General features: G+C 38.3%; 18 protein-coding genes, 3 tRNA genes, 1 pseudogene and 1 riboswitch. Of the genes and pseudogenes, 15 read left to right on the top strand and 7 right to left on the bottom strand.

What is annotated here, in order from left to right:
• The 7 genes and pseudogenes from H592_RS0120800 to H592_RS0120760 form a co-directional block, all read left to right on the top strand.
• Window positions 1-305, top strand: a pseudogene (locus tag H592_RS0120800) (IS1634 family transposase); the annotation flags it as partial.
• Window positions 306-925: 620 nt separating this feature from the next.
• Window positions 926-1,103: riboswitch (FMN riboswitch) on the top strand.
• 94 nt (window positions 1,104-1,197) lie between these two features.
• Window positions 1,198-1,845: a 3,4-dihydroxy-2-butanone-4-phosphate synthase gene (gene ribB, locus H592_RS0120795; protein ID WP_028870458.1), complete on the top strand. Its 648-nt coding sequence runs from the start codon at window positions 1,198-1,200 to the stop codon at window positions 1,843-1,845.
• 1,049 nt (window positions 1,846-2,894) lie between these two features.
• Window positions 2,895-3,542, top strand: coding sequence for a hypothetical protein (locus H592_RS0120785; protein ID WP_028870456.1), 648 nt, complete (start codon window positions 2,895-2,897; stop codon window positions 3,540-3,542).
• Window positions 3,543-3,608: 66 nt separating this feature from the next.
• Complete coding sequence (locus tag H592_RS0120780) at window positions 3,609-4,310, top strand: DUF2971 domain-containing protein (RefSeq protein ID WP_037072453.1); 702 nt, start codon at window positions 3,609-3,611, stop codon at window positions 4,308-4,310.
• Window positions 4,311-5,295: 985 nt separating this feature from the next.
• The gene (locus tag H592_RS0120770; protein WP_028870453.1) at window positions 5,296-5,616 is read left to right on the top strand and encodes a tetratricopeptide repeat protein; all 321 of its coding nucleotides are present in this window, start codon (window positions 5,296-5,298) and stop codon (window positions 5,614-5,616) included.
• A gap of 43 nt (window positions 5,617-5,659) precedes the next feature.
• Window positions 5,660-6,109: a GNAT family N-acetyltransferase gene (locus H592_RS0120765; protein WP_037072457.1), complete on the top strand. Its 450-nt coding sequence runs from the start codon at window positions 5,660-5,662 to the stop codon at window positions 6,107-6,109.
• A gap of 456 nt (window positions 6,110-6,565) precedes the next feature.
• On the top strand, window positions 6,566-7,222 hold the full coding sequence (locus H592_RS0120760) for a DUF2959 domain-containing protein (RefSeq protein ID WP_028870451.1): 657 nt from the start codon (window positions 6,566-6,568) through the stop codon (window positions 7,220-7,222).
• A gap of 131 nt (window positions 7,223-7,353) precedes the next feature.
• Here H592_RS0120760 and H592_RS0120755 read toward each other — a convergent pair whose 3' ends face one another.
• A complete protein-coding gene (locus H592_RS0120755) occupies window positions 7,354-8,190 on the bottom strand; it encodes a GGDEF domain-containing protein (RefSeq protein ID WP_245600463.1) in 837 nt (278 codons plus the stop codon).
• 339 nt (window positions 8,191-8,529) lie between these two features.
• Complete coding sequence (gene exaC / locus H592_RS0120750; protein ID WP_028870449.1) at window positions 8,530-10,047, bottom strand: acetaldehyde dehydrogenase ExaC; 1,518 nt, start codon at window positions 10,045-10,047, stop codon at window positions 8,530-8,532.
• A gap of 124 nt (window positions 10,048-10,171) precedes the next feature.
• Here exaC and H592_RS0120745 point away from each other — a divergent pair, with 124 nt between their 5' ends.
• Window positions 10,172-11,095 (top strand): AraC family transcriptional regulator, encoded by a 924-nt coding sequence (locus H592_RS0120745; RefSeq protein WP_028870448.1) that lies wholly within the window; start codon window positions 10,172-10,174, stop codon window positions 11,093-11,095.
• A gap of 73 nt (window positions 11,096-11,168) precedes the next feature.
• On the opposite strand, the gene H592_RS0120740 is transcribed toward H592_RS0120745, so the two are convergent.
• On the bottom strand, window positions 11,169-11,495 hold the full coding sequence (locus H592_RS0120740; RefSeq protein WP_028870447.1) for a hypothetical protein: 327 nt from the start codon (window positions 11,493-11,495) through the stop codon (window positions 11,169-11,171).
• Window positions 11,496-11,934: 439 nt separating this feature from the next.
• Between H592_RS0120740 and H592_RS0120735 the strand changes: the two genes are divergently transcribed.
• Entirely contained in the window at window positions 11,935-12,882 is a 948-nt protein-coding gene (locus H592_RS0120735; RefSeq protein WP_028870446.1) for a patatin-like phospholipase family protein, read from the top strand.
• 28 nt (window positions 12,883-12,910) lie between these two features.
• Here the strand turns inward: H592_RS0120735 and H592_RS0120730 are convergent, their stop codons facing one another.
• On the bottom strand, window positions 12,911-13,165 hold the full coding sequence (locus H592_RS0120730; RefSeq protein ID WP_028870445.1) for a TIGR03643 family protein: 255 nt from the start codon (window positions 13,163-13,165) through the stop codon (window positions 12,911-12,913).
• A 260-nt stretch (window positions 13,166-13,425) separates the two neighbouring features.
• Between H592_RS0120730 and H592_RS0120725 the strand changes: the two genes are divergently transcribed.
• Window positions 13,426-15,288 carry a PhoX family protein gene (locus H592_RS0120725; RefSeq protein ID WP_028870444.1) on the top strand — a complete coding sequence of 621 codons (1,863 nt, stop codon included), beginning with the start codon at window positions 13,426-13,428 and terminating at the stop codon, window positions 15,286-15,288.
• 314 nt (window positions 15,289-15,602) lie between these two features.
• Here the strand turns inward: H592_RS0120725 and H592_RS0120720 are convergent, their stop codons facing one another.
• From H592_RS0120720 to trmB, 3 genes are all read right to left on the bottom strand, one after another.
• Window positions 15,603-16,040 carry a universal stress protein gene (locus H592_RS0120720; protein ID WP_028870443.1) on the bottom strand — a complete coding sequence of 146 codons (438 nt, stop codon included), beginning with the start codon at window positions 16,038-16,040 and terminating at the stop codon, window positions 15,603-15,605.
• Between the two features lie 634 nt (window positions 16,041-16,674).
• Entirely contained in the window at window positions 16,675-17,703 is a 1,029-nt protein-coding gene (locus H592_RS23065; RefSeq protein WP_051369300.1) for a transposase, read from the bottom strand.
• A gap of 256 nt (window positions 17,704-17,959) precedes the next feature.
• Window positions 17,960-18,706 carry a tRNA (guanosine(46)-N7)-methyltransferase TrmB gene (gene trmB / locus H592_RS0120705; RefSeq protein ID WP_084296359.1) on the bottom strand — a complete coding sequence of 249 codons (747 nt, stop codon included), beginning with the start codon at window positions 18,704-18,706 and terminating at the stop codon, window positions 17,960-17,962.
• Between the two features lie 287 nt (window positions 18,707-18,993).
• On the opposite strand from trmB, the gene mutY reads away from it, so the two are divergent.
• The 5 genes from mutY to H592_RS0120680 all read left to right on the top strand — a co-directional run bounded on the left by mutY (window position 18,994) and on the right by H592_RS0120680 (window position 20,921).
• Window positions 18,994-20,058 carry an A/G-specific adenine glycosylase gene (mutY, locus tag H592_RS0120700; RefSeq protein ID WP_028870441.1) on the top strand — a complete coding sequence of 355 codons (1,065 nt, stop codon included), beginning with the start codon at window positions 18,994-18,996 and terminating at the stop codon, window positions 20,056-20,058.
• A 3-nt stretch (window positions 20,059-20,061) separates the two neighbouring features.
• Window positions 20,062-20,334, top strand: a complete 273-nt coding sequence (locus H592_RS0120695) for an oxidative damage protection protein (protein WP_028870440.1) — start codon at window positions 20,062-20,064, stop codon at window positions 20,332-20,334.
• 233 nt (window positions 20,335-20,567) lie between these two features.
• Window positions 20,568-20,643 (top strand) — tRNA-Phe (locus H592_RS0120690).
• Between the two features lie 70 nt (window positions 20,644-20,713).
• A tRNA-Thr gene (locus H592_RS0120685) sits at window positions 20,714-20,789 on the top strand.
• Between the two features lie 56 nt (window positions 20,790-20,845).
• Window positions 20,846-20,921: transfer RNA gene (locus H592_RS0120680), tRNA-Phe, on the top strand.
• Window positions 20,922-21,169 lie beyond the last annotated feature (248 nt).

The following is a 21,169-nucleotide window of genomic DNA, read 5'->3' as shown; positions in this document are numbered from 1 at the left end:
CTTCACTATACTTAAAAAAGCCTGAGCGCATTGAAGCACTACTGATGATAATGACTTGTTGCCTAATGGTTTATGCCGCCTTGGAGCACAAGATGAGGGAGGAGCTCAAAGCACAAACGGCCTATTTCCCCGATTTAAAATACAAACCAACGCAAACACCGACAGCCCGTTGGGTGTTTTTTTGCTTTCAAGGACTGCATGTATTAACCATCTCACAGCATCAGGAACTGGTGGTGAATTTAAAAGAGAGGAATAGAGTCATTATTGATTGTTTGGGCCCAATATATCAAAAAATTTATTCCTGAAAAGGCGAGGGTTTATTCCTAAAACTGGTGCGGAATGTCGGAAGTAAGATTCGTCTACGCTCATTGAGGCTGTTTGATATTTATTAACTTTAGTTTCGCCCTGTCGGCGACTCTACTTTTTCTTACCAGAAGAATAAAGTAGGCAAAAAGACTGGCACCGAGTCGCTTTCTTATCCAAACAATGCATTCCTTTCTGATCGCACCAGTTCATACGGCGCGTCCGTGCGCCGAATGAACTTACAGCAAACGTCCTGTTTGCTCTTGCTAAAAGGAATACATCGCTTGGAAAAGCTCAACGGTGGGGGAGTTGTAGCCATTTTGAGTTTTAATTCGTCTCCGCTCATTGAAGCAGTTAGATTCTTATTCGCTAGATTTTTCACCCTGTCGGTTATTTTATTTTCTCTGAACAGCAGAGACTTTTTACTCGCAATAGGTAAAAAGAGCAGTCACTGAATCACTTTTTAATCCAATCAACACATTTATCTGGTTACCTGGCTATTTTTTCTAATTGTTCTTTTTCCAACTATTCTCTTTTCTAACGCCCCTATTTTTCAACTATTTGTTTTTTCAACTATCTTCCTCATTAAGTAAGCGTTAAAATTCGTCCGCTAATTTAACTTAGCAATTCTCAGGGCGGGGCGAAATTCCCCACCGGCGGTAAACCTATTTAGGTGAGCCCGCGAGCGCTTTATTGATTATTTAACGCAATAACAAACGTAAGAATAGTAGCAATAAAGGTCAGCAGATCTGGTTTAATTCCAGAGCCGACGGTTAAAGTCCGGATGAAAGAGAAACCAAAGCATTACAGGTGTAATGCTAATTTACATCATCTAATCGTTGGATGATGTAATTCTCAATGCCCTGATTCTGGTAACTATTCAAAGGAAATACCATGAGTCAGTCTCTATTAAGTTTGTTCGGTGATGCACATTCACGTGTATTAAATGCAATTCAATCAATCAAAAACGGTACAGGTGTGTTAGTTGTAGATGATGAAGACAGAGAAAATGAAGGTGACTTTATTTTTGCTGCTGAAACATTAACAACACAACAAATGGCGATGATGATCCGCGAAGGCAGCGGCATAGTGTGTTTATGCTTACCCACCAAAACCACGCAAAAACTACAACTCCCACAAATGGTCAGTAACAACACCAGTCAAAATACCACTGCTTATACTGTCAGTATTGAAGCGAAGCACGGTGTAACAACAGGTGTTTCAGCAGCAGATCGTGTCACCACTATTAAAGCAGCAGTGGCACCCAATGCAACCGCAGATGACTTATCTCGACCAGGCCATGTTTTCCCGCTACAAGCAGTTGCAGGTGGTGTGCTAGTTCGAAGAGGACATACGGAAGCGGCAGTTGATTTAGCGACATTAGCAGGGTTTGCTCCCGCCGGTGTTATTTGTGAATTAAGTAATGAAGATGGCTCGATGGCACGTTTACCAGAAGTGGTGAAGTTTGCACAGCAGCACGATATGCCAGTGGTGAGTATTGATGATTTGGTTAATTTTATTCAAGCTGAACAAGTAGCCTAGTTTAGGTGTAGCTTGGGCATAGCTTAGGTGTGGTTTTGGGTAGCCAAAACATTTAAAGCTGAAGTTAATTGATAAATTAGTGGGCTGTCTATAGTGATATAGATGGCCTTTTTTGTTGTCGCAGCAACTGTGCTTTTTCTAGATTTATCGATGAAGCTTAATAGTTGGATTCGTCTGCGCTCACTGTTGCTTAGTGAATAATTGTAACTTGGTGTTCCGCCCTGTCGGCGTGTTCATTTTCTTTATACGAACAAAGAAAACAGAACCAAAAGAAACTCGCCCATATCGTTTTTTTAATCTGAATCAATAACTGCCTTCTTAACACACCGTTCATACGCCACATCCCTGTGGCGCTCTGAACTAGCAACGGCATCCATGCCTTAGCTTGCTAAAGGCAATCATTGATTCAGAAAAACGAAAATGGGAAATTGATGCAGCCATATTGAGCGATCTAATTTGTATAAGCTTGGGAAAGCTCAACGGCCGGGAGTGGTAGCCATGATGAGTATTAGTTCGTCTTCGCTCATTGAAGCAGCATGATTATTCTTTAGACGAACAAAGAAAAGCTATACCTATGAAAATAGAAAAAACTCGCCCATATCATTTTTTAATTTCTTCTTTTGAAAATATAGCAATAACTGCCTTCTTAACGCGCCGTTCATACGCGGCGTCCATGCCGCGAAGTTCGCTAGCAACGCCAAAGGCCACGCAGAGCTTAGCCCGCTAATATAACTATGCTATCGCATAAATCGCTCCATGCCTAACCTTGCTAAAGGCAATCATTGATTCAGAAAAATATAGCGGGGAAATTGATGCAGCCGTGTTGAGCAATACTTTTCGCCCTGATGAGCGAGCTATTCTGCCTTTCTGTCGTTAATAGGGAATGATGCTCTCTACCCACTTAGACTTGTCGATAGCTTTAATTGTTTGATTTACCGTTACAGTAGCGTAATGTTGAAAACAATTTGAACAAATTAATGTATTCCGTCTTTTCATCAAAAACATGGAATTATTCGATTTAACGACACTGTTAGAGTTTAAGGATTAACATGGAATTTTCGGTCCCTGAAATTTTAGAAAAAAATACATTCACGTTTGCTTTCGCATTAGCTTTTGCGTTAATCGGAGTATCTATTAAAGTAGTTACTGGCTTAATTAGTTTCTATGAAGAGGTGTTAATTAAAAGGTATTTTAAAAGACTAAATTCATTGAAAGAGCATGTAACTGAGTCAAGCGAAGTTTGTGATTATTTAGTTAAACTTAAAGATAACGAAGTATTTAGATTAGCTTCTGGGATTAAATCTTCTCCTGAAAAAAATGATATGTTTATGAAGTTATACTTACTTGGTATAGCTGACAATCGAGAATTAAAACGTATTAGGAGATACTTGAAACCTGAGGGTGAAAAAATATACATTGATGTCGACTGGGAAGATAAATTACAATTTCTATACTCCCTTGTTGCTGCATTATTTTTAATGATTACAGGCGTTATTCTTGGTGGTTATTCCTTTGTGAATGGCACTAGTGCAGATTCAATTACAGGATTAATAATAATGACAATGTTCGTTATTACTGCTGCTATTGTTGGTAGTGATTTTCGAACACATAACACGCTGAAGAGAATCCGATTAAGTTTGTTAAAAAAAGGGCTTATAGCGAATGAAGAAGCAAAAATAATGTGGTCTTTTCCATGAAAAAATCTAAAGAGAGCTTTAAACGAAAATAAAATAGCCGTTAAATGTTTAATCAGAGGTCCAATTTTGACTGATAATAAGTCTTTTTATAAATATAAAACATTAGATAATTTTGAATTCTTATTAGATCTCATATTGAAAGAGAGACTATACGCTGCAAGCTATAGTGAGCTTAATGACCCAATGGAAGGCGTAATAAAGGTAGAAGGGAAAATTCCTAAGGATCAAGAAGATCACTGGGAGAGATTAATTAACACTTTCCGTATTGTTTGCTTTACAAAGCAATCTGATAATCCTTTAATGTGGTCACATTACGCAGATGGAGGTAAGGGGTGTGTTATCGAATTTGAACTCCTTGATTCACAGAAGTACCACAAAATATCCTATCTTAAAAAACCTGTTATTAAAAAAAATGATATTAATATTAATAAAGCTTTTGAAATACTTAAATATAAAGAAAAACCTTGGAAATACGAAGCTGAATATCGCTGTCTGATTAAAGAAAAAAAATTCATGCCTATCTCAATTAAATCCATTATTTTTGGTGGAAGAGCCGATGTAACAAAAGTTGAGATGTTGATGCATATTATAAGTTTCTGTAAACCCGAGCTAAAAGTACAAAAGAGTTCGCCTATAAATCTTGTTGAAAAAATGGGTTTATTACAAGGACACATTAGGCATTATGCCAAAAGAACTGATAAAGATGTCGATCATTGTGACAAGTGTTATGAATTTGAAATAGCTAGAGAATACTTTGGTAAAGCTTGATATATGGAGAATGGGGTCAAGTTTTGTTTTTTGCCTTTTAAAAATGCTTTTCCAAAAAATCCCAAGAAAATCGATACTCGATGTGGCTACAACTCCCCATCCGTAAAGCTTTCCCAACCGATAAATGGCTTTCAGCAACAGCAAACAGGACGTTTGCTGTAAGCTCATTCAGCACATGGATGTGCTGTATGAGCTGGTGCGTTAAGAAAGGTAATTAGCGTTTGGATAAGAAAGCGATCCGGTGGCCAGTTTCTTTGCATCCTTTATTTTCTGGTAAAAGAAAGGATGTCGCCCGACAGGGCGAAAACACTGCTAATAAATCGCTAGCTGTCAGGATAAGCGCAGACGAATCAACACTACAATCAAGAATAATAGGGGCAGATCTTATTTTTTGCTTTTTAAAATATGCCTATCAAAAAGCTACAGATAATCGATGCTCAATGTGGTTACAACTCCCCCACCGTTGAGCTTTCCCAACCGATAAATGGCTTTCAGCAACAGCAAACAGGACGTTTGCTGTAAGCTCATTCAGCACATGGACGTGCTGTATGAGCTGGTGCGTTAAGAAAGGCAATTAGCGTTTGGGTAAGAAAGCGATCCGGTGGCCAGTTTCTTTGCATCCTTTCTTTTCTGGTAAAAGAAAGGATGTCGCCGACAGGGCGAAATCTCAGCTAATAAAAACCTAACAGCCCAAATGAGCGTAGACGAACCAAAAAACAATAAAAGAAAAAAGTACGAAACACCCTGTAATCATTCCCAAACATTATTAACGCAAGGGCTCAGCCCTTAATTCAATAAATCCCTCATGTTTAGCCTTCTAATCCTATTTCTAACGCAATTTAATCAATTAGTTAATAAAAACAAAATAATCTATTTAATCTCAAGTAAATGTAAGCTACTGTCATTTTTATTTAAAATAAACAGGCTGAAAATAAGAAATTCTACAGCCTAGTTATAAATATTAATTAACTTTTAAGGTATAACTATGAAAAAATTTGCAGTAATCGTATTAGCCGTTTCTATCATTGGTTGTTCATCACAAGTACAAAATGGAGCTATTCAACTTGCATATTCAAACTTCAACGATCGAGATTATGAAGATACCCTTGAATATATAAGTCAAGCTGAACAAACTAAGCAAACGAATCCAGAACTAAAGGCAGAGTTAACGTATTTGAAGGCCCAAACATATGAAAAAATGGGTGAGTATCAAAAAGCAAAAAGTCTGTATAAATATCTTAGTGTAGAACACAAATCATCGCAGTATGGCTATTTAGCACTCGAACGATTGAATCAAAATTTATAATAAACCAATTAAGTTTTAGGGGATTTCGGTGATTATCAGGGAAATGGATGAGAAGGATGTTGAAGCTGTAAGTGCAATTTGTATTGTTTCATTTTTGCGTTCTATTGCAGACACGTTGTCGAAGGAAGGGATTTCAACCTTTTCGACTATTGCTGCGAGTAATGCTTTTCTTGATAGAATGAAGGGCGACAATTTGATACTAGTTGCTGAAGACGATGGAAAAATTGAAGGTGTAATTGAGTTAAAGGAAGGTCGTCATGTTGCAATGTTTTTTATTAGCCCTGAACGCCAGAAAAAAGGCATTGGAAGAAAGCTGCTTTCATCAGTCCTGAATCATGCGAAGGTTGAAACTGTCACCGTTAAAGCTTCCCTGTCTTCAGTTCCGGCCTATGAGAAGTATCGATTTGAGCGTAAAGGTGAAACTGGAGAGTCGGCAGATTTGGTCTATCAGCCTATGGAGCTCAAACTTAACAAAGCGCTTAAAATCAGCTAAAAAAGAATAGGGTTAGGTATTTTTCCTTTTAAAAATACTTTTCCCAAAAATCATCAGAAAAACGATGCTCGATGTGGCTACAACTCCCACCACCGTTGAGCTTTCCCAAGCGATAAATGACTTTCAACAACAGCAAACAGGGCGAAAACACTGCCTATAAATCGCTAGCTATCAGGATGAGCGCAGGCGAATCAAAATGAAAATTCAGCTTTCTCAATCAATCAGCTCACAATAAAAAATTAACTATGAGTAGGTGTCTTCAGGCGGAAACTACGACAAAACTACGAGCCCCCAATGTTGAGTGCTTAGTTTGATCTCTAAAGTGCACAGGGCTTAGCTTGCTGTTTATAAGGGGAGAGCTTATTATTCATGCCATGATTTGTATCTGTCGAGCTTTGGTTATCATCACAATCACCTCATAATTTACAGTATTGATACTTATAAACAGGAATTAAAATGAAAAAACAAACACTATTATGTGCTTCATTACTTGCACTAACATTTACTTTATCAGGCTGTGAATCAGTTTATTACTCGGCCATGGAAAAAGTGGGGCTTCACAAGCGCGATATTCTTATTGACCGTGTTGAAGAAACAAAAGAATCGCAACAAGAATCACAAGAAGAGTTTCAATCAGCACTTGAAGGTCTAACAACCCTGATCGACTTTAAAGGGGGTGAATTACAAGATACTTACAACGCATTAAACGATGATTACCAGTCTAGCCTAAAAGCGGCAAATGAAGTATCAACTAACATTGATAAAGTGGAAGAAGTTGCCGATGCATTATTTGATGAATGGAGCGAAGAACTTGAGCAATATAAAAGTGCCTCATTAAAACGCCAAAGCAGTCAAAAACTAGCAGAGACTCAGCGTCAATTTAGTACTCTTTTACGCTCGATGCGCAACGCAGAAAGCAAGATGCAGCCGGTATTATCGTCTTTAAACGATAACGTGTTGTACTTAAAACATAATTTAAATGCGCAAGCCGTGTCAGAAATCAAAGGTGAATTCACCAATCTTAAACGTGATATTCAACAGCTAATGAGCGACATGAATAAATCAATTGCCGAATCAAACAAGTTTATTGAGCAAATGAATAGCGCGAGCTAATCATTTAGCCGCTTTAATAGGCCTGCGGAACAGCAGGCTTTTTTATATTTAGAGGAAAGTAATGAATTGTATTGATAAAAGGAGAGCCGCCGACCGTGCTAAAACACTGTAAACAATAATCACCAGAAAAATTAATACGCTACGCGATTACGGCCATTATTCTTAGCAACATAAAGGTTATCATCGGCTTGGGTAAAGAGTAGCTCCGTTGATTGCCCACACTCACTATAATTAGAGACTCCAAAGCTACAAGTAACAGATCGCGCTAAAAAGAAAGCATTTGCTTCCTCTCCTTCCTGTGCTGAAATATCGGATATTTGCATATCAACAGCTGTGACCTGACTTAAGCCGTAATGTCCTAAATGTAATCTATCTTCTACGATTTGACGTACTCGTTCAGCAACGCAAACCGCCTCTTCTAAATTACTATTAGGCAGTAAGATAAGAAACTCTTCACCGCCAAAACGGTAAGCATAATCAGTAGGTCGAATACTCTCGCGAAGCAACTCGCCAAACAAAGTTAATGTATCGTCACCTACACTGTGACCAAAATTATCATTGATCACTTTAAACTTATCTAAATCACACATAACTAATGAAAAATCTGAAATTTCATCGTAATAACTTTGGTTTTGAAGGCTGATTAATTTACGTTGTAAATATTCTTTTTTACGTAATCCGGTCAGTGCGTCGATAGAGATATAATGCATGGCATTGAGGTTTTTAGCGGCAAGATCAAAGCGCCCATCGGCCATGTGCTGATTATGAGAATCAAGAAAACCGTAATTCATAATATCACGATAAAAAATATCACATTGTAGCTCAGGACAATTTCGGTTTTTATCTTCTAAACATGTCTGTTTTATAAATACGAGTAAGCTAAAAAAGGGATAACCAAAGCGGTACCCTTTATCCACTTCCATGGACTCACCTTGGTGGTTTAACACCTCCATTTTTGCTTCTTTCATCCCTGCTTTACTTCTCGCTAGCGTTCATTCTGGCGGCTTATTGTACAGCAATGTACACAAGATGGTTATTTTTAGCATCGACATAGTGCAAATATTAGAAAAGCATTATATCGTTAGATTTAAACCAAATATAAAGCAATGACTTAAAAAATATAACTAGTTATTTTTTAAACATTAAAATGGCAAGTTATTGCTAGACTCTGCTATTTGCACTCACCACCAGCTATTTTCAGCTTATTAAAAATTTAAAAAGCGAGAGAATATATTATTCACTCGCTTTTATTAATTAGGGTAGATTCATTGAATAGCCCATTCAAGCTCAATTAAGCGCAGCAATGATTAGAAAAATCCCATTGGATTAATATCGTAGCTGATCAACATATTTTTCGTTTGTTGATAATGCTCTAACATCATTTTATGATTTTCTCGCCCTATTCCCGATTGCTTGTAACCACCAAATGCGGCGTGTGCAGGGTATAAGTGATAACAGTTTGTCCATACACGACCGGCTTTAATACCACGACCCATACGGTAGGCACGGTTACTATCACGCGTCCACAATCCGGCTCCTAAGCCAAACTGGGTGTCATTAGCAATTTCTAATGCATGCGCTTCATCTTTAAAGGTTGTTACACTGATCACCGGTCCAAAAATTTCTTCTTGGAAAACGCGCATATCATTGGTCCCTTTTAATAACGTTGGCTGAATATAAAAACCTGCATGAGCCCCTTCTACGTTTTCAATGGCACCACCTGCAAGTATTTCCGCGCCCTCTTCTCGACCGATATCAATATACGAAAGAATTTTGTCATATTGGGCTTTAGAGACTTGCGCTCCAACCTGACTCTCTGTGTTAAGCGGATTACCTTGTATAATTGCTTTAGTTCGTGCGATAAGACGTTTAATAAATTCATCTGCAATCGACTCTTCCACTAATAAACGTGATGGAGAAGTACAGACTTCGCCTTGGTTAAAGAACGCTAGAGTGGCACCTTCAACACATTTATCAATATATGTATCTTCATGGTTCATAATATCTGCAAAGAAGATATTAGGTGATTTCCCGCCTAACTCCACAGTTGAAGGGATCATATTTTCCGCTGCACATTTCAAAATATGCTTACCCACTGGGCTTGAACCAGTAAAGGCAATCTTCGCAATACGTTGCGATGTAGCTAATGCTTGCCCTGCTTCCGCACCAAAACCATTAACAATGTTTAACACACCAGGCGGTAGCAGATCACAAATTAGCTCCATCAAGAATAAAATAGACAGTGGGGTTTGTTCTGCCGGTTTTAAAACAATGCAGTTACCTGCTGCTAATGCTGGTGGAATTTTCCAAGCCGCCATTAATAATGGGAAGTTCCACGGGATAATTTGCCCCACAACCCCTAATGGTTCATGAAAATGATAAGCAACGGTATTTTGATCTATCTCCCCAATCGAGCCCTCTTGAGCACGAATACAACCAGCAAAATATCTAAAATGGTCCACTGCAAGCGGTACATCTGCGCCCATGGTTTCACGAATACATTTACCGTTATCCCAGGTTTCTACCAAGGCTAATAACTCTAAGTTAGCTTCAATACGGTCTGCTATTTTCAATAAAATATTAGAACGTTCCGTCACTGAGGTGTTACCCCATGCTTCTTTAGCCTGATGCGCTGCATCCAACGCTAACTCAATATCATGTTCATCAGAACGCGCCACTTCACAAATATCACCTCCGGTTACCGGGGTTTTATTGGTGTAGTACTTACCATTGACCGGGGCAATCCACTGTCCGCCGATATAGTTATTGTATTGAGTTTTAAAGACTACTGTTGATTCAGTTGAACCAGGATTTGGATAAATCATGAACACCTCTCAGTTATTTTCACTCCATTGTGTAATAGTTATCATATTCATTAATTTGTAGTCTGCGTGACTGTTAATTCACAATTGTTGACTGTCAGTTCCAAATCCAAAGAGAATAATATTTATGATAAGTGAAAGCGTTAATAAGCAGCGTAAAGCGCATCAAGTATTAATAGAAAGCAAATTATCCTTTGCAGGAGAGCAAGCAGAGTTAAGTATTTATGATACTTTTGAGCAGGCAACCAATATTGAACTGGTTTCTGATCAGCTCATGTTTTGTGGGATGTTGACGGGTAAAAAAATAATGCACAATACTCAGCGCGATTTTGAAACTCACTTTTTACCGCACGAATCTTTTATTATTGCCCCTAATCGCGCCGTTGAGATTGACTTCCCCACGGCAACGATTGATACACCGACTACGTGTATTGCCATTGAAATAAGCCAAAAGCGCATTAAAAAAATCTGTCATCAATTGAATAATAGCGCGCCCCTTTCAGTGTACGAACAAGAGTGGCGCTATGACGATAAATTAATGCACACGCACCACAATACACAAACTCAAGCATTGCTAGACCGCATGATAAATATATTTAGTGAAAACCATCAAGATAGAAGCTTTATGATTGATTTGGCTGTGAGTGAGTTAATTACGCGCTTATTACGACACCAAACCCGTGACTTTATTATTTGCCACAGCTTAGCTCAACCCGATCATAACGGCATTAATAGCGTTGTCGACCACTTACATAAGAATTTAAGAGAAGAGATTGATATAGATAGTTTAAGTAAAATATCTTGCATGAGCCGCACTAAGTTTTTTAATGAATTTAAACAGGTAATAGGTAGCACGCCACGCGAGTTTTTATTTCAACTACGTCTTAAAAAAGCAGCGGACTTATTAAGAAAAAATAAATCAGTAACACAAGTCTGTTTTGCAACAGGCTATCTAAATACGAGTCATTTTAGCCGCAGCTTTAAAAAGTTCTTTGGTATGAATCCAAGTGAATACAAGCTTCGACACTGCCCTCCTTTATTAAGCTCGTAACCCTTGGTTACAAACGACCTTTGGCAGCGCCATACTTTTCAGCGCTGTCATTAAGCAAATCGATTAATTAGTGTTATTGCACAATATTGTAAATGTAAGCGGCGGTGATCAGGACCACCATACCAATACCTTTTAATAAGCCCTTTTTATTCGCTTGCTCGTCTACCTTCATATATATTCCAGAACCGAAATGCGCAAATACACACAATAAAATAGCCAAAATCAAGGCTATTTGCTCCCCTTCTTTTGCACCATCAAAAGCAGAAAAAATGTCACCAATCATAACGCTGATCGCTGATGGAATAACAAATAATGGCGTACGTGTCAGTAATGAATAGGCAATAAAAAAGACAAGTATTGTTAGCGGCAGGCGGTAAGGGGTTAACTTAGACGGTTTCATAATATTCTTCTGTTAGGTTATGTTAAGTATTTATTAGACGCGTAGATTACCTAAGCCAATATTTTTAGCAATCTATTCGGTCCATAAAGTCGTCAAACTCACTTAAGTAGTGACCTGCCACAAAAAATCAGCAGATTTAGTAACATAGTCTCTAGCTATTACATTAATGACAATAAACGATTTAACCTAACTCTTAAAAAAGGATAAGTTATTAGGACATAACCTCAATTCTGGTTAATGAAAGCGGAATTGAGGTTAGTTAAAATTATAAAATTATATTTTTGGGCTATACAGTGCCGTTAGTTTTGCGTAGTTCAAGGCGAATTATTGAAGCAATAACTGGTTATTGAGAGATAATTTAACAAAGAAATCCGCGGAAATAGCGGTGTTGTATCGCTTTGCTTATCCAGAACTGAGGTTACATCACCTTGGAGAAATAATGAGCCAACTCACTAATAATACTTTGCCTAAAAACCATTATCCGATGAAAGTCGATAATTGCTCAGCACCTCTACCAATTCAAGGCACAGCGCTAGTGGTTGAAGGAGGGGGACAACGAGGTATTTTTACAGCAGGCATACTGGACAGTTGGTTAGCACATGATTTTAATCCCTTTGCATTATTAATTGGAACATCAGCAGGCGCACAAAATTTATCGGCTTATCTAACTCAGCAACCCGGTTATGCTAAACGCTCTATTATGCAACTATCAAAACACCCAACATTCTTTAATATGAAGCGTTCATTGTTGGGGGGACATACGGTTGATCTTGATTGGTATTTTAATAAGGTTCAAGAGCCTGAATACCAACTTAATTTAAACTGTGCACAAGCCCAACTGCAACATCGCCAGCTCCTTTTCTCCGCGACTAACAGTAATGGCTTTCGCCCTGCCTTGCTTGAACCAACAGCAGACAGTTGGTTAACGATGCTTAAAGCATCCAGCGCTTTACCTTATTTATATAAAAAAGGGGTGGCGATTGATGGAAATTATTATGTCGATGGTGGCATCGCATTACCTATTCCCATTCAAGAGGCTTATCAACGCGGTGCTAAGAAAATAATAGTAATTAGAACCGTTCCAACAGACCAAAGCGCACATTCTCCATGGGCACATAAGATCAAATCTTGGGTGTGTAAAACGCAACGCTGCCCTCGTGTATTAGATTTAATTACAGGCCATGAGGATGCCTACAGTGAGGCAGTGGACTTTATACATAAACCACCAGCAGATACTCAGGTTATTGAAATAGCACCGGCTCACAAGCTATCTAGCCGTTTGTTGGGAAGCAGCGATCAAGCATTAGCTGCAGATTATCAAATGGGATATGAAATTGGCACACGTTTTTTAGAAAGCCAATCGGCACAATTATTCACACAACATTAAAAGATAAAACCAATTAATATGGCTTATATCAACGCTGTTTATATTGTGTAGGACAATAAGCACGGCTTATCTCAGGCGATCTCAACTTTAGGTGCTTACTTTTGCGGCCGCTTACACGGCGGCGCCAACATTTAAAGCTGCCGGCTTTCATCTTATTCCGCATAAGTTTTATGACACCTTGTTCATCAAGGCCAAACTCTTGTTTAATCGCTTCAAAGGGTGTTCTATCTTCCCATGCCATTTCGATCACTCTAGACTCTTCGCTTTCACTAAATACTGTCATTCAAATTCCTATCTTATTATTTAACTTCAGTTCTGCATAAGCAAAACCAGTCAACACCGTTATTTAAAAATAAATACGTTGAGCAACCGATCTTGGTTTAACTTCAGGTGTAAAAAGTAGCGTCATTACTTCACTTTTAATATTGGGCTAAGGTTATTTAAGTAATATATGAAATTTTTTGAGGTGTAATAAAGTTGTCATACGGGTCCTTTAGGCTACTGCACATTGAATAAATACTCCCCCCAGAATAAGGAAGTCTCATGTCGCACTTTTTAGAGAAAGAAACTGATTTCAGTAAAATGGTTGATGCTCGTTTATCTCGTCGTAATTTTTTATTTGCTTCAGCCGCGGTCGGTGCAGGTGCATTTTTAGCACTTAACCCTGTCGCGAAAGCAGTTGCGGCAACTATGGATAGCCCTCTATTAAACTTTACCGCTATTCCTACTTCAACAAGTGACAGTATTGTGGTGCCAAAAGGCTACAGTGTAAGTAATTTAATGTCTTGGGGAGATCCTATTTTTAATAATGCACCCGCTTTTAATGCCAATGGTCAACAAGGCTCAGCAGAACAAGCGATGCAATTTGGTGATAATACGGATGGTATGAGCATTTTCCCAATCTCCAAAGATCGCGCGATCCTTGCAGTGAACAATGAATATACTAATTATGAGTATCTATTTGCACATCAAGGCAAAGCAATGACCGCTGATGATGTTAAAAAAGCACAGGCGGCTGTAGGTATAACCATAGTGGAAATATCTAAACATAACGGTCAATGGACAATGGATAAAAACGGCAAAGCAAATCGCCGTATTACAGCCAATACTGAAATGTTAGTAACAGGGCCAGCTGCAGGCCACGATTTATTAAAAACAAAAGCAGACCCTACGGGTAAAAAGGTACTAGGTACCTTCAATAACTGTGCGAACGGTGAAACACCTTGGGGCACTTATTTAACCTGCGAAGAGAATTTTAATGGGTTCTTTGGTGCAGAAGCTGATGTGCCATTAACAGCTGATGATAAACGTTATGGAATTAAAGCAGAGCAAAGTAAATATCAATGGCACAACTTTGACCAACGCTTTGACCTTGCTAAAAACCCAAATGAACCTAACCGTCATGGCTGGGTTGTGGAGATTGATCCAAACGATCCCACTTCAACACCATTAAAACGCACTGCATTGGGCCGCTTCAAACATGAAAATGCCGCATTAGTGGTGAATGATGATGGTCATGTTGTTGTTTATCTTGGTGATGACGAACGTGGCGAGCATTTATATAAATTTGTCACTAAAAATAAATACCAAGAAGGCAATCACAGCGCAAATCGTAACTTACTAGAAGAAGGAACGCTTTACGTGGCTAAGTTTGCAATGCAAGCAGACAAACTAGAAGGTGACGGTCAATGGTTAGAGCTCACTTATGGCAAAAATGGTTTAACCAAGGAAAATGGATTTAATAGCCAGGCAGAAGTGATGATTTTTGCTCGACGTGCCGCAACACAAGTTGGTGCAACGACTATGGACAGGCCAGAATGGGTCGCTGTTCACCCTGATAAGAAACATGTGTTCTGTACCCTAACCAATAATAAAAACCGTGGTGTAAAAGCAGGACAAGATGTTGCAGGCCCTAATCCTCGCGCCGAAAACCACTACGGTCAAATCGTACGCTGGGCACCTACAAACCATAACCATAACAGCGCAACGTTTAAATGGGATTTATACTTAATTGCCGGTAATCCAACTGTCCATAAAGATAACCTATACGCAGGCAGTGACAATATCAATAAAGATAATATGTTTAATAGCCCGGATGGTATCGGTTTTGATAAGGTAGGACGTTTATGGATCCAAACCGATGGCAATTATTCCAATGAAGGTGATTTTGCAGGCCAAGGTAATAACCAAATGCTATGTGGCGATCCTAAAACAGGTGAAGTACGTCGTTTCTTAACTGGCCCAGTTGGTTGTGAAATAACAGGCTTAACCTTCTCTGAAGATCAAAAAACAATGTTTGTCGGTGTACAGCACCCAAGTGGGCACTTTCCTCATGGTAATGCTAATAAACCCCGCTCAACTATCGTCATGATCAGTAAAGAAGATGGTGGTGTGATTGGTAGTTAATGATCAATACAAGAGTAATAGTGTTAATTACGATTCGATATTAACGCTATTGATATTCTCGGTATTGATTTTTAGAAAATAATAAAAAATATACATGCTCGATACTTTGGTATTGAGCATTTTTTTACTTAACAATAAATTACTGAATAATACATTTCTGCAAATAAACCATGTTAGATAAACCATGTTAAATAAATCACGGCAACTAAATATCAGAAGATAAAAGCCACCAGCAGAGTTAACTGTGATGGCTCAATACTTGCTAAATAGACCCTATAAATAATTATTAAGTAATTTTTCTTAGTGTCAAAGCTTTATCCATCCAATGAGATGACTAGTAGGTCAACCGTAGAGGAATTCATTAATCCACTTGCAGATGGGCTTAATCTACTCCAAAAATTATGGTGATGACCACATACAATCAAATCTATACCAGCCTCTTTAACAGGTCCCTCTAAACTATGGCTGATATCCCCTTCAACGATAAACTTACGTTCAATAGGGTAACCAATATCAGCGGCAAAAGTACCTAATTTTTCACTTAACTCTTTCGAACTTGGATGCTCAAACTCCAACCCTGCAAGTTCTATATCGATTAGCCCACCGTATCCAGACTCATGAAACATTTGCCTGTTGGAATGCACTAAAGATAACTTCGCATTTAATGCCTTAGCCAGATTGACCGCTTTATCAAGAATATCCTGGCTCCCTTCGTCGAAATCGACAGCAACTAAAATATGACGGTAGCTCATCAGTTTTCTCCTCAGTTATGTGCCTCTTTATAATATTAGTACTGAACGCATAAGTGATTGTGTATCTACCTAACATAAATACAAAAACATCAGCCTTTCAAACACTCTTTTGATCTAGATCATTATACCGTTCAGCTCTTTCGGAGCTTAAAAAATCAAGATAAATAATGAGCATAAAAACAACGAATACTTTGCTTCGATTTAGTTAGCTTTAGCACAATTACGCCCACATATTTATTTTAAACAGTTTTTCCTTTTCTCTTTTTTCATGGACAGCCATTAACTTTCAATCAGGAGTTTTTTCATGGACAGCCATGAGTTTTTTCATGGACAGCCATTAACTTTCAATCAAATCTTCGTTCCATTTTTTTCTTGGACAGCCATCGTTCCATTTTTTCTTGGACATTTTTTCTTGGACAGCCATTAATTTTTATTCAAATTTTCGTTAAAAACTCTTTAATCATCAAATATAAAATAACGTAAATCAAAAAGTGTTCTAAATTATCTTTTATAGATGATGAGATAGGTGAAATGACTAAGAATAAAACAATTTTTCTAGTGTTTTAAGCAAGCAGAAATATTAGCTTTAGCTAATACTTTATAGAAATAAATGAAATGATGACTGACTAATAAATTAATGCATATTTCGATGTAATTCGTTTTTTCTGGCTATCCAACGCTTACCAGTATGCTCAGCAAATAATGCTAATTCTTCTAACGACCCTACAGCACCTTGGTAATCTTTACCAAAACTACTGGCAAGTGATAACCAATGTTCGCTATCAAGCCCTAATGCATTGAGTAGTTTAGGGTGTTGGCTAGGAATCGCCCCTTTTTTATCTTCTCGTAGGATACGCGCACTCCAATCAACTAATTTAATATAATCAAGTAAGGAAAATGGAATGCCCTGCTGACTACTTAGTGAAGATTGGCTTTCTTGCTCATCACCTACGAAACCGAATAACGGCTTTTTCTGAAAATTTAACCCTAGTAAAGAAGTTGTAAGCTTACCTTCATCTTTAAAAGCTACACCATGAATGCGCTCATAAGCTGAAGTATATTCTGAGGTTTCAACACTTTTAGTCATTTTGGCCCGAATAGGGTTTAGGTCCACATAGGCCATACAGGTTAATAACGCATCTTCATCCAATAATGCTTGTGATTTAAATCGCCCTTCCCAGAATCGACCTGTGCAATCATCTTCACTATTAGCTTTACGAGCAATAAACTCATTCAGACAACGCATAAACCATGAAATATCTGCTAAGCGATCACGCCAACGATTGATGATATTCAGCACAGTTTTCTTTTCTTCGGCAGATATTGTTTGCCCCTTTAACCAACGGTCAATTAAGGTTGGCATTGAGTACAAGCCTCCCCATCGTTGGCAAACCTGCTCGTTACTAAGTAAATAATTATCTTGTTCATCGATGTGCAAGACTAAGTGATAATGATTCGACATAATGGCATAGGCACAAATGTTAATGCTAAAAATAGAAGCAAGTTGATGCAGCCGCTCAACCATCCATTGGCGGCGATGTTCAAATGATTGACCAGTGTATTTATCTTCACCGCATAAATAAGCTCGGCGAACACAACGAGATATACAATGGTAATAAGGCGTATCTGCAAGTGATACTTGGGACTGTCGAGATTGCGTCATAACAACCTACCTCCTAGCATGAAAAACCGCATGGTTAAAAGATAGTTTGGATCTGAATATTGGTCAAAGTTACTGGGTGTCCAGAACTAGAAGTCTCCAGAACTAGAAGTCTCAAATCTGAAAATAGGTTTCAACAACCATAAAAAATGCCAATCAGTCATTAACTCATTGGCATTTTATCAATAGCGCTAAGTAGGAATACTATCAGCTCATAAAGGCCTAATAAATATTGAATTTTAGCAAAAAAATCAATTCCTTAGCTAACACGTTCAAACAACAAATCCCACACGCCATGGCCTAAACGGTGTCCACGTGATTCAAATTTAGTTAGCGGACGCCAATCAGGACGAGGTGCGTAATCACCTTCTGAGCTAATGTTTTTAAAGTTGGTTGCTGCTTGTAATACTTCTAACATATGTTCTGCGTAGTTTTCCCAATCAGTTGCCATGTGGATAACACCACCAATGGCTAATTTAGGACGCATATTTTCAATAAATTCAGGTTGCACGATACGGCGCTTATGATGACGCGCTTTATGCCACGGATCAGGAAAATATAATTGAAACGTTGATAAGCTTTGGTCAGGGATCATAAACTCTAATACTTCAACGGCATCATGGTTCATCACACGTAAATTAGTCACGCCCGCTTCACCCGCATCGGCTAAACATGCACCAACACCAGGCCCATGTACTTCAATGCCTAAAAAATTTTTCTCTGGTGCATTTAAAGCCATTTCAATTAGTGACTTGCCCATACCAAAACCAATTTCTAATACCACTGGGTTATCGTTACCAAACAATTTGGTGAAGTCTAATTGTTTCTCTTGGTAATCAACACCCATTGTTGGCCATAAATCATCGATCGCTGTTTGCTGACGTTTGGTCATTCGCCCTTCGCGCTTTACAAAAGAGCGAATTTTACGAATATATTTTTCTTTAGTGCTTTCAATGTTGTTTTCTTCTGTTCCATTATTTGTCGCAGACTGGTCGTGCTCTGTCATTTTTTTACCTTAAATTGGTCAGCTATAACTGTAATTGGGCTAATCATATCACTTCCATTAAATATGAGCTTAAACTTTAACCAAAGAACTTCAGCAAATACAAGCCTATATTTCCTGTAAGCAATTGTTCTGTTTATAAAATTTTTAATGCTGTCATGGTTTAGTCAACCCCATTAAATTGTTCAGCTATTTTATTGGAGTAAATATTTGCCGTGCATTATGCAATGTTATATTAATTGTGCAACTCTGCTAGACTGTTGCTCTTTTTTATTAGTGAAGAGTTTCTAGTGAGTGAGTTGCATTTTAGCCAAAGAATCAATGATTGGCACCAACAACATGGCCGTAAAACCTTACCATGGCAGTTAGACAAAAGTTTGTATAAGACATGGGTCAGTGAAGTGATGTTGCAACAGACTCAAGTGGCGACAGTGATCCCTTATTTTAATAAGTTCATGCGTTCATTTCCCTCTATTTCATATTTAGCAAACGCCCCTATTGATGAAGTATTACATCATTGGACAGGGTTAGGTTATTACGCTCGTGCCCGTAATCTACATAAAGCAGCACAAATCATCCGTGACCAATTTGATGGGCAGTTTCCTGAACAGTTTGACGATGTGATTGCATTACCAGGCATTGGCCGCTCAACAGCTGGCGCGGTATTATCTTTAACTTTAAACAAGCATTTCTCTATTTTAGATGGCAACGTAAAACGTGTTTTAACACGCCATCAAAAAATTGAAGGTTGGACGGGAGAAAAGAAAGTTGAAAACAGGCTGTGGGCACTTGCCGATGCGGTGACGCCAGCAAAAGACACCAATATATTTAATCAAGCAATGATGGATATGGGCGCGATGATTTGCACACGCAGCAAACCAAAATGCGATCAATGCCCTGTAGCCGATGATTGTTTAGCATTAGCAGATGATTGCATGACCGCTTATCCAACACCTAAAGCGAAGAAAAAAATACCCGTTAAAACCGCGGTGATGCTGGTACTTAAAAATAAAGCAGGGCGAATCCAGTTAATACAAAGACCACCCGTTGGCATATGGGGTGGTTTATGGTGTTTTCCTGAATTCCCTGATAGTGAAACTGCTTTAGCACATTTAATTGAATTAGGTATCGATAATTACCAAACAACGGAACTAGCTACTTTTCGCCATACTTTTAGTCATTACCATTTTGATATATCACCCATCTTGGTGGACTTTACCCAACAAGAATTAAATCAAGTAATGGAACAAAATGACCAGCTTTGGTATAACCTACAACAACCACAAAAAATTGGATTAGCCGCAGCCACAAAAAAGATTTTTTCTGCCGTTAATAAAATCACGCACAAGGAATAAATAATGTCTCGTACTGTATTTTGTACTTATTTAAAAAAAGAAGCACCGGGTTTAGACTTTCAATTAATTCCAGGTGAAGTTGGCAAACGTATTTTTGACAATATCAGTAAAGAAGCTTGGGCAGGATGGCAACAAAAGCAAACGATGTTGATTAACGAAAAGAAACTAAAAATGCTCAACCCAGACGACCGGGCGATTATCCAAGAAGCAATGATTGGTTATTTGTTTGAAGATAAAGATGTAGAGATTGAAGGTTTCACACCAGAGAACAAATAAGCCAATGTTGTTTGTGACTACATTTAGAGCATATAATGCTCAAAGTACGAACAAACGCATTAATTTATGAATAAATGCGTAAAAATAGGTTGACGCTAGACACTAAAATCTATTTAATACGCCTCGTTCCTGATTCATTAGCTCGGTCACATAGATTGAGATTATAATCATTAACAAGATACTTAGTTAGCTCAGTCGAATAGATTAGACAGAGTTGAAAAGTTATAAAAAATGCTTCGTTAGCTCAGTCGGTAGAGCAGAGGATTGAAAATCCTCGTGTCCTTGGTTCAATTCCGAGACGAAGCACCATTATTTAAAATATTATTGAAAAGATTTATTTCAATCAATAATAAGAGCGAAAGCTCAGAACGGTTTATGTGCCGACTTAGCTCAGTAGGTAGAGCAACTGACTTGTAATCAGTAGGTCACCAGTTCGACTCCGGTAGTCGGCACCATTTACAAATCATCGAAAGATGAAATCTATTAACTTAGTTAATAGATAAAGAGTTTTGCTTCGTTAGCTCAGTCGGTAGAGCAGAGGATTGAAAATCCTCGTGTCCTTGGTTCAATTCCGAGACGAAGCACCATCATTTAGGCCTCAAGCATGCATATGTTTGAGGCTTTTTTGTATCTGAACGGAAATGTCCTTGGTTTAGCTCTTTGTTTAAGTCCTCGAGACGAAGCACCATCATTCAAGCCGTTAAAGTGAAAACTTTAGCGGCTTTTTTGTACCTGCTCGGAAAGTCCTTGGTTTAGCTCTTTGTTTAAACCCTTGAGACGAAGCACCACCATTAAAGGATCGGCTTCAACATTATTTGCGCTTTTGTTTTCAAAA

It is taken from the genome of Psychromonas arctica DSM 14288, assembly GCF_000482725.1.
Lineage (GTDB): Bacteria > Pseudomonadota > Gammaproteobacteria > Enterobacterales > Psychromonadaceae > Psychromonas > Psychromonas arctica.
Note: the sequence above shows the minus strand (reverse complement) of the source record. Positions and strands in the feature narration are given on the sequence as shown.